The sequence below is a fragment of the Paraburkholderia silvatlantica genome (assembly GCF_003096715.1).
GTDB lineage: Bacteria > Pseudomonadota > Gammaproteobacteria > Burkholderiales > Burkholderiaceae > Paraburkholderia > Paraburkholderia silvatlantica.
The window spans coordinates 122,071-135,673 of record NZ_QEOL01000011.1 but is presented as its reverse complement, the minus strand read 5'-3'; the positions used below and the strand labels follow the sequence as shown (position 1 = coordinate 135,673).

Below are 13,603 nucleotides of genomic sequence, written 5' to 3'. Positions count from 1 at the left end.
GCGAGCCGCGCGCAGTCGCATCGAGCGCCGCTGATGAAATGGCCAACCTGCGCGGGCGGGTTGGCCGTTTTTTATTGCGCAGCGCTTATTTCGCGGGCGTTGCTGCAGCCCGCCGTCGCGCGCGTTTCGAGACGCCGTTGACGAGCGCCCAGCGCAATACAGGCGCGACGGCGAGCATGCCGGGCCGCACCATGGCGCGGCGTGCGAAGGCGAATGAATCGAAGCCGAGCATCTGCTGCGCGAAGGGCGGCAACAGGTCGATGCCCGCGTTCCTGATCAGCGCGCCAGCGGGGCGCATCCCCGGGCGCGGCGCGCTCGCCTGCATGAGCACGCGCACCACTTCGAACGTGCGCTCGCTTGCGACGAGTTCGGGCTGCATTGACTGCAGATACGCAGCGATTTCGGCGCGCGAGCACGGCACGTTCGTCGCGCCCAGCAGTTCAGCAATGCGCGCGACTTCGGCGTAGTACTGATCCTGCATCGCACCGGGCAGCGCGGGATTCACGAAGCGCAAATACGCGCCGAGAAAGCTCGAAACTTCGGCCACATGCACCCAGGTCAGCAACGCAGGATCGCTTGCGCGATAGGGGCGGCCATCGGGCGCAGTGCCCGTCACGGCGAGGTGGATCCGCCTGACGCGTTCAATCAGCGCAAGCGCGTCGGCGCGGCTGCCGTAAGTCGTACCGGCGATGAACGTTGCGGTGCGTCGCAGCCGCCCGAGTATGTCGATGCGAAACGTCGAATGGTCCCACACCCCGGCGAGCGCAAGCGGATGCAGCGCCTGCAGCAGCAGCGCGCTGACGCCGCCTGCCATCATCGCGGCGAAATCGGCGTGGACCTTCCAGCAGACGGCGTCCGGGCCGAAGAGGCCGGGGTCGCCAGGCGGATTCGAGTAATCGAGTCTCGGGCCGCTGCCCGTGGTGAGATGCGTGATGTTTTCGGCGAGCGTCATGCGCAGGCGGCGCACGAGTTGACCGGCAAGGCCGGTCGGTTCAGGCGCGTTGGGAGGAAGGCCGGCGTGATCGGACATCGTGCTCTCGCTCGCGCTGCGTCGGGGCTTGCGCGCCTTATGACGCGTCCGGTTCCCAGTCGCCGCCCGTTGACGCATCGTCCGGCACCGTGAGGCCGAAGTGGCGGTAGCTCAGTTGCGTGGCTATGCGCCCGCGCGGCGTGCGCTGCAGATAGCCCTGCTGGATCAGATACGGTTCGAGCACGTCCTCGATCGTGTCGCGTTCCTCGCCGATCGCGGCGGCAAGGTTGTCCACGCCCACCGGACCGCCGTCGAACTTGTGCAGGATGGCTTCGAGCAGCTTGCGGTCCATCAGGTCGAAGCCCACGGGATCGACGTCGAGCATGCGCAGTGCAGCGTCGGCGACCTTCGCGGTGATCGCGCCGTCGGCCTTCACCTCCGCGTAGTCGCGCACGCGGCGCAGCAGGCGGTTCGCGATACGCGGCGTGCCGCGCGAGCGGCGCGCGATTTCGAGCGCGCCGTCAGGGTGAATCTGTGCGCCAAGCAGCGAAGCCGAGCGCTGCACGATGCGCGAGAGCTCGCCTGAATTGTAAAACTCCAGACGCGAGACGATGCCGAAGCGGTCGCGCAGCGGATTCGTGAGCATGCCCGCGCGCGTGGTTGCGCCCACGAGCGTGAACGGCTGGAGGTCGAGCTTCACGCTGCGCGCGGCCGGCCCTTCGCCGATCATGATGTCGATCTGGTAGTCCTCGAGCGCCGGATACAGGATTTCCTCGACGACCGGCGAGAGCCGGTGAATTTCGTCGATGAAGAGCACGTCGTTGGCTTCGAGATTGGTGAGCAGCGCCGCAAGATCGCCCGCGCGCTCCAGCACGGGGCCCGACGTCTGCCGCAGATTGACCCCCATTTCGCGCGCGATGATGTGCGCAAGCGTGGTCTTGCCGAGGCCCGGCGGCCCGAACAACAGCACGTGGTCGAGCGGTTCGGAGCGGCGCTTCGCAGCCTCGATGAAGATCTCGAGCTGGCCGCGCACCTTTTCCTGACCGACATATTCGTCGAGCTGGCGCGGGCGCAACGCGCGTTCGAACGCTTCCTCATGAGTCGAGGCGGGCGTGGCGGCGATCACTCGGTCGGCGCTGGCGTGGTTGGCGGCGAGTTTGTCGGTTTCGATCATGCAGCGATTGTACCGCGCAGACCAGGCGGCGGCGGGGCCGTCCCGGGCACCGTGATGGCGTCGCAACTAACAGCTCGCCTCGAGCGTACGCCAGGCGATCAGGCCTTGGAAAGCGCCTTGAGCGCGAGCTTGATGCCTTCTGAAACACTGGTGCCGGCGGGCACGTTCTTGATCGCGGCGAGCGCTTCCTTCTCCGAATAGCCGAGCGCGAGCAGCGCGTTGAGGATGTCGTTCGCGTGATCGGAAGGCGAAGCGGCGGCGGCCATCGCGCCGAGGTCCGCGCCGAGCTTGCCCTTGAGTTCGAGCAGCAGGCGCTCGGCCGTTTTCTTGCCGATGCCGGGCACGCGCGTGAGGCGCGCGGCATCCTGCTGCGTGACCGCCTGCGCCAGGTCGTTCACGCTCATGCCCGAGAGCACGGCGAGCGCCATGCGAGCGCCGATACCGCTGATCTTGAGCAGTTCGCGAAACGTGGAGCGTTCCTCCTGCGTGCCGAAGCCGAAGAGCAGATGCGCGTCCTCGCGCACGATCATCTGCGTGAGCAGCACGATTTTTTCGCCGGTGCCGGGCAGGTTGTAGAACGTGCTCATCGGCACGTCGACTTCGTAGCCGACGCCGTTGCAGTCGATGAGCAGGTGCGGCGGGTTCTTTTCCAGCAATACGCCGGCAATGCGACCGATCATGGCGGGTTCTGTGATGAGGGAAAGCTCAGGAGTGTAGCCCAGGCCAGGGCCGTACGGCGCGCGCGGCCAGAACGTTGGTCGCCCGGCCAGGCGCATCATTTACGCATTCAGCCTATCAACCGTCCGCGGCGTACCCGCATGCCCTTCTTCGCGAGCGCCGGCGCAAGCCCGCCGAGCGCGGCGAGCGCGTCGCCGCCGTGCGCGTGGCAGATCGCCATGCCAAGCGCGTCGGCGGCGTCGGTGCCGGGCGTGCCGGTCAGGGCGAGCAGGCGCACGACCATCTGCTGCATCTGCTCCTTGGTCGCGCGTCCGTAGCCCACCACGGCCTGCTTGAGCTGCAGCGCGGTGTACTCGGCCACCGGCACGCCGCCCGAAACCAGTCCGCAAATGGCCGCGCCGCGCGCCTGGCCGAGCAGGAGGGTCGACTGCGGATTGACGTTGACGAAGACTTTTTCGATGGCGGCCTGGTCGGGCGCGTGCTGGCGGATCAGCGTGGAAATGCCCTCGAAGATGGTGCCGAGGCGCGTGGGCAGATCGGCATCGGCGGTGCGGATGACGCCGCTTGCGACGTACGTGAGCTGATGGCCGTGACGCTCGATCACGCCGAAGCCGGTGACGCGCAAGCCAGGATCGATGCCGAGAATTCTCATGAAATGCGGGAAAGACGGATGTGCCTGCGATGGTACAACGAACGGCACCTGGGCCGCGAGCCTCGAAGGCGCGAGCGAACAGGGCGCGCGGCCCAAAGAAAAAGCCCGCGAGACGCAAGTCCGGCGGGCTTTGCACAAGCGGCGCGTCACGTGCAGGTCACGCGCCGCATGCAACCAGGGCGGCGAAGATCAGTGCCGGAAGTGGCGGATGCCCGTCATCACCATGGCGATGTTGTGCTCGTCGGCGGCGGCGATCACTTCGTCGTCGCGCATCGAGCCGCCCGGCTGGATCACGCAGGTCGCGCCGGCATTGACCACCACGTCGAGGCCGTCACGGAACGGGAAGAACGCATCCGAGGCGACTGCCGTGCCCGCGAGCTTGAGGCCCGCGTTTTCGGCCTTGATGCTGGCGATGCGCGCCGAGTCCACGCGGCTCATCTGGCCCGCGCCCACGCCCATCGTCATGCCGTTTGCGCAGAACACGATGGCGTTCGACTTCACGAACTTCGCGACGCGCCATGCGAACAGCAGATCGTCCATTTCCTTCGGCGTGGGGTGACGCTTCGTCACCACGCGCAGTTCGTGCGGCTGCACGTTCTTCGCGTCGAGCGATTGCACGAGCAGGCCGCCGCCCACGCGCTTCAGGTCGAACGCGTTATGGCCATCGCCCAGTGCGATTTCAAGCAGACGCACGTTCTGCTTCGCGGCTAACACGGCCTTGGCCGCTGCCGAGAACGACGGCGCGATCAGCACTTCGACGAACTGCTTCGCCACGGCCTGCGCCGCGGCTTCGTCCACTTCGCGGTTGAACGCGATGATGCCGCCGAACGCCGAGGTCGGGTCGGTCTGGAACGCCTTCGAGTAGGCTTCGAGCGCGTTCGCGCCGATCGCCACGCCGCACGGATTCGCGTGCTTGATGATTACGCAGGCCGGCGCGTCGAACGTCTTCACGCATTCCCATGCCGCGTCCGAGTCGGCGATGTTGTTGTACGACAGTTCCTTGCCCTGGAGCTGCGTGTAGTTCGCGAGCGCGCCGGCCGGCGTCGTGAGGTCGCGGTAGAACGCGGCGCTCTGGTGCGGGTTTTCGCCGTAGCGCAGGTCCTGAACCTTGTCGAATGCAAGGTTCAGCACCGCCGGGTAGGTGTTGCGCGACTTGTGCTCGAGCGCTTCGGTGAGGCTCGTGAGGTAGTTCGTGATCGCGCCGTCGTACTGCGCCGTGTGCGAGAACACCTTGGTCGCGAGGCGGAAGTTCGTCGCGTAGCTCACGGTGTTGCCGTTCGCGCGCATCTCTTCCAGCACCTTCGCGTAGTCGGCCGGGTCGACGACCACGGTCACGTCGCGATGATTCTTCGCCGCCGAGCGCAGCATGGTCGGGCCGCCGATATCGATGTTCTCGATCGCGTCTTCGAGCGTGCACTCGTCCTTCGACACCGTCTGAACGAACGGGTAGAGGTTCACGACGAGCAGGTCGATCGTCGGGATGTCGTGCTTTTCGAGCGCGGCCATGTGCTCGGGCAGGTCGCGGCGCGCGAGAATGCCGCCGTGCACCTTCGGGTGCAGCGTTTTCACGCGCCCATCGAGCATTTCCGGGAAGCCGGTGTAGTCGGCCACTTCGGTGACGGGGAGGCCCGCATCCGCGAGCAGTTTCGCGGTGCCGCCGGTCGACAGGATCTTGACGCCGAGATCCGAGAGGGATTTCGCGAAGTCGACAATGCCTGCCTTGTCGGAAACGGAGATGAGCGCTTGCTTGATCATGATGTGGGAGAGTTGCCGATAGATCGAGGAGTCCGCACCGAAGGTCCAGTAAAACGCAGCGGCGTTACAGCAGGCCGTGCTGCTGGAGCTTCTTGCGCAGCGTGTTGCGGTTGATGCCGAGATACTCGGCGGCCAGCGACTGGTTGCCGCCTGCCTGCTCGAGCACCACCTCGAGCATCGGTTTTTCGACGCACGCCATCACCATTTCGTAGACGTCGTGCGGATTGCTGCCGTCGAGGTCCTGGAAGTAGATGCCAAGGCTCTCGCGGACGGATTGTTCGATGTTGTGCTTGCTCATGCTGCCAGTCGATCGGTTGATTCGTCGCTGCCGTCGCTGTCGTTGTTCTCGTCGTCGACGTAGACGAGGCGCTCGGAGCGCGCCTTCTGTTCGTCGAAGAACTGGTTGACAGCGACGAGCTGCTCGCGCGTGGTGTCCAGCGTATTCATGCGATGCCGGAACGTATTGGCGCCGCAAAGGCCGCGAGTGTACCAGCCGATATGCTTGCGCGCAGTACGCACGCCCGTAAATTCCCCATAAAACGCGTAGTGGTCCTCCAGATGCTCATTCATGATCGACTGGATTTCGTCCACGCGCGGCGGCGGCAACCGCTCGCCCGTCGCGAGGAAATGCTCGATTTCGCGGAACAGCCACGGGCGCCCCTGCGCCGCGCGGCCGATCATGATGGCGTCGGCGCCCGTGAGCGCGAGGACCTCGCGTGCCTTTTGCGGCGACGCGATGTCGCCGTTCGCGACCACCGGAATGCGCGCGGCGGCCTTCACCGCGGCAATCGTTTCGTACTCCGCTTCACCGTGATAGAGGTCGGCGCGCGTGCGGCCGTGCACGGTGAGCATGGCGATGCCGCTTTCCTCGGCAATGCGCGCGACAGTGAGCGCGTTGCGATTGTCGCGGTCCCAGCCCGTGCGGATCTTGAGCGTGACGGGCACGGCGTCGGGGCCCACGCCCACGGCGTCGACCACGGCCCTGACGATGCGCGCGACAAGCGGCTCGTTCTGCAGCAGCGCCGAGCCGGCCGCGACGTTGCAGACCTTCTTGGCCGGGCAGCCCATGTTGATGTCGATGATCTGCGCGCCGTTCGCGACGTTGTAGCGCGCGGCTTCGGCCATCATGTCCGGATCGGCGCCGGCGATCTGCACGGAGATGGGTTCCACTTCGCCCGCGTGATTCGCGCGGCGCATGGTCTTTTCGCTCCTCCAGAGTTGCGCGTTGGACGCAACCATTTCGGACACCGCATAGCCCGCGCCGAGGCGCTTGCACAGCTGGCGGAACGGTCTGTCCGTGACACCCGCCATGGGGGCGACGAACAGGTTATTACGCAAGGTGTGACGGCCGATAGTGAACATGACGCGCGGGCGAGGCCGGTGCCGCGACCCGGATGGCAATCCGGCCGGCGCGGCGAACGGCGTGAATTTCAAAAAGGGGAAACGCCTATTTTAACGTAAGCGGGGTGCGAGGTCGCGCTGCGCGGACCCTGGTCTTGTTGCAGGCTGTGCGTTAAGCAAGTGCGGCGCTGCCAACATGAAATGCGATGCGACCCTTAGTTCGCCACATCAACTCCGCTGCCCAAACATCATCTGCCGCGCGAGCGCCGTCTTCACGGGAGGCGCGAATTCGAGCGCCGTGAGCGCGAGTCCGCGCAGCGTGGCGAGTGGGCCGAAATCGACGGTGAACAGGCGTGCGAGCGTATCCGTCGCGCCGATCGTCATGCGCCGGTCGAACGCGCGGCGGCCCGCGAACTCGGCGAGCGCACGCGGCGTGGCGCCGTGTTGCGCGAGGGAGTCGGCAAGGGCGTGGGCGTCGCGCAGGCCGAGATTGAGGCCCTGGCCCGCCACCGGATGCAGCGTCTGCGCCGCATTGCCGACCGCCGCGATACGGCCGTTACCGGAAACGAGCGCATCGAGCGCGTTCAGGCCGAGCGGGAACGCCGCGCGAGCGTGAATCTGCGTGAAGCGGCCCATGCGCGCGCCGAACGCCACGCCGAGTTCGGCGAGGAAGTCGGCGTCCGAAAGCTGCGTGCGGCGTTCGGCTTGCGCGGGCGAGCAGCACCACACGAGCGCGTAGTCCGCACCGTGTACGCCGCCCATCGGCAGGAGCGCGATCGGGCCTTCGCTCGTGAAGCGCTCCCACGCCACATGTGGCTGCGGGGCCGCGAGCGTCACCACGCCGACCAGCGCCGTTTGGCCGTAGTCGCGCGTGCGTTTGGGCGTACGTTTGGGCGTACGTTTGGTTTCGGCGGCCGGCGCGACGGTTTTCGCGCCGGTCTCGTCGGAATAGTCGGAATCGTCCTGTGCGTCGCGTTGCGGCGGCGCGTGATAGAGCCCGCCTTCTGCGTTCACGAGGATGTGTGTGCGCAACTGCCGCTCGACTCCCGCGCTCACGACCGGCAGCGTCACGCCGTCGTTTTCCACGACGGGGTCGTGCGCCTGCGTGTGATGCAGCCAGTGCACCTGCGTGCCGCGCACGGCGTGCGCGAGCGCCTGAACGATCGCGCCATAGCGCGCCACGTAGCCGAGCGCGGGCAAGTCGTAGTCGTGGCGGTCGATCAGCGTGCGCCCGAAATGGCCGCGCTGCGAGACATGGATGCGCTCGATCGGCGTGGCATCGTGTGGCCATGCGAGCGCTTCGAGCAGCGTGCGGCTGCCCTGCGAAACGGCAATGGCACGCGGATCGCCGGCGCTATCCTCGGGTTCGCGCGCATCGATCAGCGCGATCGAGAGCCCTTGCGTGGCGCTGCGCCGCGCGAGCCAGCCCGCGAGCGCGAGGCCCACCGGCCCCGCGCCGACGATCGTCACGTCGTAGTCGAAGTGGGCGTGCGCGTTCGCGCCGGTGGAAGTGTCGTTCGCGCTGCCGGAAACTGCGTTCATGTCGTTTGCTTCGCTTCGTGTGGAATCTTCGCGTGTTCGCACGTGCGCTTGCGTCAGGCGCCGCGCTGTGCGTCCTGCATCAGCGCTTCGATTTCATCGGCGGCAACGGGCACGTCGCGCGTAATCAACTCGCAGCCCGTTTCGGTGACGATGGCGTCGTCCTCGATGCGGATGCCGATGTCCCAGTAGCGCTCGGGCACGTCCTCGGCCGCGCGCACGTAGAGGCCCGGCTCGATCGTCAGCGTCATGCCGGCGCGCAGCGTGCGCCACGGCGGCGGAGCGTCGGCCTTTCCGGCGCTCGCCGCATCGGGACGCTCGCCGCGTTCACGATAGTCGCCCGCGTCGTGCACATCCATGCCGAGCCAGTGCCCCGTGCGATGCATGTAGAAGCGCGCGTAGGCGCGCTCGGCGATCACGTCGTCGACGCTCGCAAAACGCTGCCGGTCAATGATGCCGGTATCGAGCAGCCCCTGCGCGAGCACGCGCACCGCGGCATCGTGCGGCGCCTCGAAATTCACGCCGGCGCGCGTGGCGTCGATGGCGGCCTGCTGCGCGGCGAGCACGATGTCATACAGCTCGCGTTGCGCGCTCGTGAAGCGGCCGCTCGCGGGGAACGTGCGCGTGATGTCCGAGGCATAGCCGTTCAACTCGCACGCGGCGTCGATGAGCACGAGGTCGCCCTCGCGCGCCACCGCATTGCCTGCGGGGTAGTGCAGCACGCACGCGTTCGCGCCTGCCGCGACGATCGAGCCGTAGGCCGGCGCCTGCGCGCCGTGCTTGCGGAACGTGTAGAGCAGCTCCGCCTCGATCTCGTATTCGCGCATGCCGGGCCGGCAGGTCTGCATCGCGCGCACGTGCGCGTGCGCCGAGATTTTCGCGGCGCGGCGCATCGTGTCGAGTTCGTGCGGGTCCTTGATCACGCGCATGTCGTCGAGCAGCGGCAGCAGGTCGTACGCGGCGGCTGGCGCCGTGACGCCGCTGCGCCCCTGCGCGCGCACCGCGTCGATCCAGCGCTTCACCTGCGCGTCGAAGCGATCCGAGGCCGCGAGCGCGTAGTGCAGGGCCGGACGGTTGGCGATGAGCTGCGGGATGCGCGCATCGAGTTCGTCGAAGGCGAACGCGGCGTCGAAGCCGAACGCTTCGCGCGCGGCGTCCGGACCGAAGCGGAAGCCTTCCCACGTTTCACGCTCGACGTTCTTCGCGCGGCAGAACAGGATGGCGGCGGGCTGATTCTCGCCCGCGTTCGCGTCGAGCACGAGCAGCGCCTCGGGCTCCGTGAAGCCGGTGAGATAGTAGAAGTAGCTGTCGTGCCGATAGGGATAGTCCGCGTCGCGATTGCGCAGCGCTTCGGGCGCGGTCGGCACGAGTGCGACACCGCCGCCTTGCGCGCGCAGCGCCGCAAGCACACGTTCGCGGCGCGCGCGATAGAGCGCGGCGCCGCCGTCGGGCCCGCGCTGCATGTCGGCGGCGTCGGCCACATTGGCCGCTGGGTGGGCTTCGCTCGAGGCGGCCGGGGCGCTGTGCTTGAGGGTCGAGTCCATCGTGAGATTGTAGCGCTGGCTACACACGGACGCGCGCGCTCGCGGTCATCCTTCGGAAGCGTCGTTGCCGCCGGAGGGTGTCTCCTGCCTACATCATTTGTAGGAAAAATCCTGCACTGCAACAGACGGCGCGTCAGGAAAATGCGAATCCAACGTATACTTCGGCCGGATTCCAGAAAAGGCAGGTGGTATGAAACTCATCGGTTCGCTCGGCAGCCCGTATGTCCGCAAGGCGCGGATCACGCTCGCCGAAAAGAAAATCGACTATAAGCTGGTGCTCGAAAACGTGTGGGGCGAAGAAACGGCGATTCACGATTTCAACCCGCTCGGCAAGGTACCGTGTCTCGTGATGGACGACGGCGAGGCCGTGTTCGACTCGCGCGTGATCTGCGAATACGTCGACATGCTCTCGCCCGTGGCCAAGCTCATTCCGCCCGCAGGCCGCGAGCGTATCGAAGTGCGTTGCTGGGAGGCGCTCGCCGACGGCATGCTCGACGCGACTGTGCTGATCCGCCTCGAAGCCACGCAGCGCACGCCGGAGCAGCGCAACGAGGCGTGGGTGAAGCGCCAGGCGCGCAAGATCCACGAAAGTCTCACCGCGATGGCCAAGGGGCTCGACGGCAACCCGTGGTGCGCGGGCAACCGCTACACGCTCGCGGATATTGCCGTGGGCTGCGCGCTCGGCTATCTCGACTTCCGCATGCCGGAGCTGAACTGGCGCGAGGCGCATCCGGATCTCGCGCGCCACTTCGAGAAGCTCTCGCAGCGCCAGTCGTTCATCGACACGGTGCCGCAAGGCTAATCGGCAGTTCACAGGCAGTCGATATGAAAACGCCCGACGGCATGGCGTGCCGCCGGGCGTTTTCGTGCATGCCGTACATCGTCTGCTTCAGACGATCTTTTCCTCCGCCGGCGCAAACGAATCGCTGCGCGCGACGGGCCACCACTTCTCGTACAGCTGATAGCGATAGCGGCCTTCGAGCAGATCGCCGGGCTTCAGGTACTTGAGCAGTTCCGACATCAGCTTCACTTCATACGACGACACGCGCCGCACGATGTGGTGCGCGCGCAGATCCGAAGGGCTCGAAAGACCCGCGGCCTGAATCAGCTCCTGCAGCGCGTGCAGCGTGTTGCGATGGAAGTTGAAGACGCGCTCGCCCTTGTCCGGCACGTTCAGCGCGCGCTGGCGCACGGGGTCTTGCGTGGCGACGCCGGTGGGGCAGCGGTCCGAGTGGCACTTCTGCGCCTGGATGCAGCCCACGGCGAACATGAAGCCGCGCGCCGAGTTCACCCAGTCCGCGCCGATTGCGAGCGTACGCGCGATATCGAACGCGGTGATGATCTTGCCGCTCGCGCCGATCTTGATCTTGTCGCGCAGGCCGATGCCCACGAGCGTGTTGTGCACGAGGAGCAGCCCTTCCTGCAGCGGCGTGCCGATGTGATCGGTGAATTCGAGCGGCGCCGCGCCCGTGCCGCCTTCCGCGCCGTCCACGACGATGAAGTCGGGCAGGATGCCGGTTTCCAGCATCGCCTTGGCGATGCCGAAAAACTCCCACGGATGCCCGATGCACAGCTTGAAGCCGGTGGGCTTGCCGCCCGAGAGCTTGCGCAGGCGCTCGACGAATTCGAGCAGGCCGCGCGGCGTGGAGAATTCCGAGTGGCGCGAGGGCGAGACGCAGTCGCGGCCGATGGGAATGCCGCGCGTCTCTGCGATCTCGGGCGTGACCTTGGCCGCGAGCAGCATGCCGCCATGTCCGGGCTTCGCGCCTTGCGAGAGCTTCACCTCGATCATCTTCACCTGCGGCTCGCTTGCGAGGCGCTGGAATTTCGCGGCGCTGAAGGTGCCGTCGTCGTTGCGGCAGCCGAAGTAGCCCGAAGCGATCTCCCAGATGACGTCGCCGCCATGCTCGCGGTGATACTTCGACATCGAGCCTTCGCCGGTGTCGTGCGCGAAGCCGCCTTTCTTCGCGCCCATGTTGAGCGCGCGGATGGCGTTCGCGGAGAGCGCGCCGAAGCTCATCGCCGAGATGTTGAAGATCGACATCGAGTACGGCTGCGCGCGGTTCGCGCCGACGAGCACGCGGAAGTCGCTGCCTGCGAGCCTGGTGGGCGCGAGCGAATGGCTGATCCATTCGTGGCCCACGGCCTTCACGTCGAGTTCGGTGCCGTACGGGCGGCTGTCCACCGCGTTCTTCGCGCGCTGGTAGACGAGGCTGCGCTGGGCGAGCGAGAACGGTTTTTCGTCGGTGTCGTCCTCGACGAAGTACTGGCGGATCTCGGGCCGCACGAATTCGAACAGAAAGCGCAGATGACCCCAGATCGGGTAGTTGCGCAGGATCGCGTGGCGCTCCTGGAACATGTCGTAGAGGCCGAGCGCGACGATCAGCGCGGGCACGATTACGCAGTACCACGACAGCTGATGGAGCGCAGCCGCGGCGGCGCAGGCCGCGAGCAGCAGCACCGCGCCCCACATGGCGAGATAACGTCGGGAAAACATTGGGGGAACTCCTCGAACTTGATGTGATGCGCGCGCCTGCTCTCCTCTCGTAAAGGGGCGGTGCGCGTCAGCCGCGCGGTCGCTGCGCGCGGCTTGCGGGAATGATGCCGCAAGTTCGTGAATCTGGCCGGCAAGCGCGCAAAGCCACTCGATCGGGACTTCGGCAGGCGTCGCAAGGCGGACAAAAAAGAACGCGGCGCTCAAGGCGCCGCGTGGTGTTTTCTGACGTTTTGCGTGACGCGGCTTGCGTCACGCGGTTGCCGCCGCGGCGGGCTTCTTGCGCGGTACGCGCTTCTTTTTCTTCGGCGCCTCGGGCGGCAGCACGGCGGGCACGTGCGGCGCGAGCGTCGTCACCGCCTCGATGATGCCGCCGCCCAGGCACACGTCGCCGTCGTAGAGCACCGCCGACTGGCCGGGCGTCACGGCCCATTGCGCGTCGGGAAAGCGCAGGGTGAACTGGCCCGCGCCGAATTCGTCTGCGCGATGGAACGAGCAGGGCGCATCGGCCTGGCGATAGCGCGTTTTCGCGCCGCACGCGTGGTCCTGCGCCGGTGGCTCGCCCGCCACCCAGCTCACGTTGCCCGCGCGCAGCTCGTGCGCGAGCAGCCACGGATGATCGTGGCCCTGCACGACGTAGAGCGTGTTCGAGGCCATGTCCTTGCCCGCCACGAACCACGCTTCGCCGCTGCCGTCCTTGCTGCCGCCGAGGCCAATGCCCTTGCGCTGCCCGAAGGTGTAGAACGCGAGGCCGATATGCTCGCCCACGACGCGGCCGTCGGGCGTCATCATCGGGCCGGGTTGGGTCGGCAGATAGCGGTTGAGGAAGTCGCGGAACGGCCGCTCGCCGATGAAGCAGATTCCTGTGGAATCCTTCTTTTTGGCGTTCGGCAGGCCGATCTTTTCGGCGATCTCGCGCACCTTCGTCTTGGGGATTTCACCGAGCGGGAACATCGTCTTCGAAAGCTGCGCCTGGTTCAGGCGATGCAGGAAGTACGACTGATCCTTCGTATGGTCGAGCGCCTTCAGCAGTTCGAAACGACCGTCGCGCTCATGGTTCTGGCGCACGCGCGCATAGTGGCCCGTGGCGATCGTTTCCGCGCCGAGCGACATGGCATGGTCCAGAAAGGCCTTGAACTTGATCTCGGCGTTGCAGAGCACGTCCGGGTTCGGCGTGCGCCCCGCAGAATACTCGCGCAGGAACTCCGCGAATACGCGGTCCTTGTATTCGGCGGCGAAGTTCACGGCCTCGACGTCGATGCCGATCAGGTCCGCGACCGACACCACGTCGATCCAGTCCTGGCGCGTCGAGCAGTACTCGCCGTCGTCGTCGTCTTCCCAGTTCTTCATGAAGAGACCGACCACGTCGAATCCCTGCTCCTTGAGCAGCCATGCGGTAACCGACGAATCGACGCCGCCCGACATGCCTACCACGACCTTGCGTTTGCTCATTTCG

General features: G+C 66.6%; 12 protein-coding genes. 1 reads left to right on the top strand and 11 read right to left on the bottom strand.

All coding sequences use genetic code 11. The annotated features are described in order from the left end of the window. Window positions 1–85: 85 nt before the first annotated feature. From C7411_RS16585 to C7411_RS16545, 9 genes are all read right to left on the bottom strand, one after another. Complete coding sequence (locus C7411_RS16585; RefSeq protein ID WP_110385336.1) at window positions 86–1,030, bottom strand: oxygenase MpaB family protein; 945 nt, start codon at window positions 1,028–1,030, stop codon at window positions 86–88. A 37-nt stretch (window positions 1,031–1,067) separates the two neighbouring features. After that, entirely contained in the window at window positions 1,068–2,144 is a 1,077-nt protein-coding gene (ruvB, locus tag C7411_RS16580) for a Holliday junction branch migration DNA helicase RuvB (protein WP_110385335.1), read from the bottom strand. Between the two features lie 98 nt (window positions 2,145–2,242). Then, window positions 2,243–2,824, bottom strand: a complete 582-nt coding sequence (gene ruvA / locus C7411_RS16575; protein ID WP_042262537.1) for a Holliday junction branch migration protein RuvA — start codon at window positions 2,822–2,824, stop codon at window positions 2,243–2,245. Window positions 2,825–2,931: 107 nt separating this feature from the next. Then, on the bottom strand, window positions 2,932–3,474 hold the full coding sequence (gene ruvC, locus C7411_RS16570; RefSeq protein WP_042262780.1) for a crossover junction endodeoxyribonuclease RuvC: 543 nt from the start codon (window positions 3,472–3,474) through the stop codon (window positions 2,932–2,934). A gap of 189 nt (window positions 3,475–3,663) precedes the next feature. Further along, window positions 3,664–5,229 (bottom strand): bifunctional phosphoribosylaminoimidazolecarboxamide formyltransferase/IMP cyclohydrolase, encoded by a 1,566-nt coding sequence (gene purH / locus C7411_RS16565; protein WP_110385334.1) that lies wholly within the window; start codon window positions 5,227–5,229, stop codon window positions 3,664–3,666. A gap of 64 nt (window positions 5,230–5,293) precedes the next feature. After that, on the bottom strand, window positions 5,294–5,527 hold the full coding sequence (locus C7411_RS16560) for a Fis family transcriptional regulator (protein ID WP_028216158.1): 234 nt from the start codon (window positions 5,525–5,527) through the stop codon (window positions 5,294–5,296). Beyond that, entirely contained in the window at window positions 5,524–6,591 is a 1,068-nt protein-coding gene (dusB, locus tag C7411_RS16555; protein ID WP_110385333.1) for a tRNA dihydrouridine synthase DusB, read from the bottom strand. Before dusB ends, C7411_RS16560 begins: the two co-directional genes overlap by 4 nt. Before the next feature lie 207 nt (window positions 6,592–6,798). Further along, a complete protein-coding gene (locus C7411_RS16550; protein WP_110385332.1) occupies window positions 6,799–8,112 on the bottom strand; it encodes a UbiH/UbiF/VisC/COQ6 family ubiquinone biosynthesis hydroxylase in 1,314 nt (437 codons plus the stop codon). Between the two features lie 53 nt (window positions 8,113–8,165). Beyond that, complete coding sequence (locus tag C7411_RS16545) at window positions 8,166–9,572, bottom strand: aminopeptidase P N-terminal domain-containing protein (protein WP_110385425.1); 1,407 nt, start codon at window positions 9,570–9,572, stop codon at window positions 8,166–8,168. 271 nt (window positions 9,573–9,843) lie between these two features. On the opposite strand from C7411_RS16545, the gene C7411_RS16540 reads away from it, so the two are divergent. After that, window positions 9,844–10,455: a glutathione S-transferase C-terminal domain-containing protein gene (locus C7411_RS16540; RefSeq protein ID WP_110385331.1), complete on the top strand. Its 612-nt coding sequence runs from the start codon at window positions 9,844–9,846 to the stop codon at window positions 10,453–10,455. Between the two features lie 87 nt (window positions 10,456–10,542). On the opposite strand, the gene C7411_RS16535 is transcribed toward C7411_RS16540, so the two are convergent. Together C7411_RS16535 and mnmA are read right to left on the bottom strand one after the other, a co-directional pair. Further along, window positions 10,543–12,150 carry an FMN-binding glutamate synthase family protein gene (locus C7411_RS16535; RefSeq protein WP_110385330.1) on the bottom strand — a complete coding sequence of 536 codons (1,608 nt, stop codon included), beginning with the start codon at window positions 12,148–12,150 and terminating at the stop codon, window positions 10,543–10,545. 249 nt (window positions 12,151–12,399) lie between these two features. Further along, window positions 12,400–13,599 carry a tRNA 2-thiouridine(34) synthase MnmA gene (gene mnmA / locus C7411_RS16530; protein WP_243413186.1) on the bottom strand — a complete coding sequence of 400 codons (1,200 nt, stop codon included), beginning with the start codon at window positions 13,597–13,599 and terminating at the stop codon, window positions 12,400–12,402. Window positions 13,600–13,603 lie beyond the last annotated feature (4 nt).

Excerpts from the sequence above, each read along its gene's own strand:
- C7411_RS16545 (WP_110385425.1), bottom strand. The coding sequence starts at position 9,572 with ATGCAGCGCGGGCCCGACGGCGGCGCCGCGCTCTATCGCGCGCGCCGC.
- C7411_RS16550 (WP_110385332.1), bottom strand. The coding sequence starts at position 8,112 with ATGAACGCAGTTTCCGGCAGCGCGAACGACACTTCCACCGGCGCGAAC.
- ruvA (WP_042262537.1), bottom strand. The coding sequence starts at position 2,824 with ATGATCGGTCGCATTGCCGGCGTATTGCTGGAAAAGAACCCGCCGCAC.
- ruvC (WP_042262780.1), bottom strand. The coding sequence starts at position 3,474 with ATGAGAATTCTCGGCATCGATCCTGGCTTGCGCGTCACCGGCTTCGGC.
- dusB (WP_110385333.1), bottom strand. The coding sequence starts at position 6,591 with ATGTTCACTATCGGCCGTCACACCTTGCGTAATAACCTGTTCGTCGCC.
- ruvB (WP_110385335.1), bottom strand. The coding sequence starts at position 2,144 with ATGATCGAAACCGACAAACTCGCCGCCAACCACGCCAGCGCCGACCGA.
- C7411_RS16560 (WP_028216158.1), bottom strand. The coding sequence starts at position 5,527 with ATGAGCAAGCACAACATCGAACAATCCGTCCGCGAGAGCCTTGGCATC.
- mnmA (WP_243413186.1), bottom strand. The coding sequence starts at position 13,599 with ATGAGCAAACGCAAGGTCGTGGTAGGCATGTCGGGCGGCGTCGATTCG.
- C7411_RS16535 (WP_110385330.1), bottom strand. The coding sequence starts at position 12,150 with ATGTTTTCCCGACGTTATCTCGCCATGTGGGGCGCGGTGCTGCTGCTC.
- C7411_RS16540 (WP_110385331.1), top strand. The coding sequence starts at position 9,844 with ATGAAACTCATCGGTTCGCTCGGCAGCCCGTATGTCCGCAAGGCGCGG.
- C7411_RS16585 (WP_110385336.1), bottom strand. The coding sequence starts at position 1,030 with ATGTCCGATCACGCCGGCCTTCCTCCCAACGCGCCTGAACCGACCGGC.
- purH (WP_110385334.1), bottom strand. The coding sequence starts at position 5,229 with ATGATCAAGCAAGCGCTCATCTCCGTTTCCGACAAGGCAGGCATTGTC.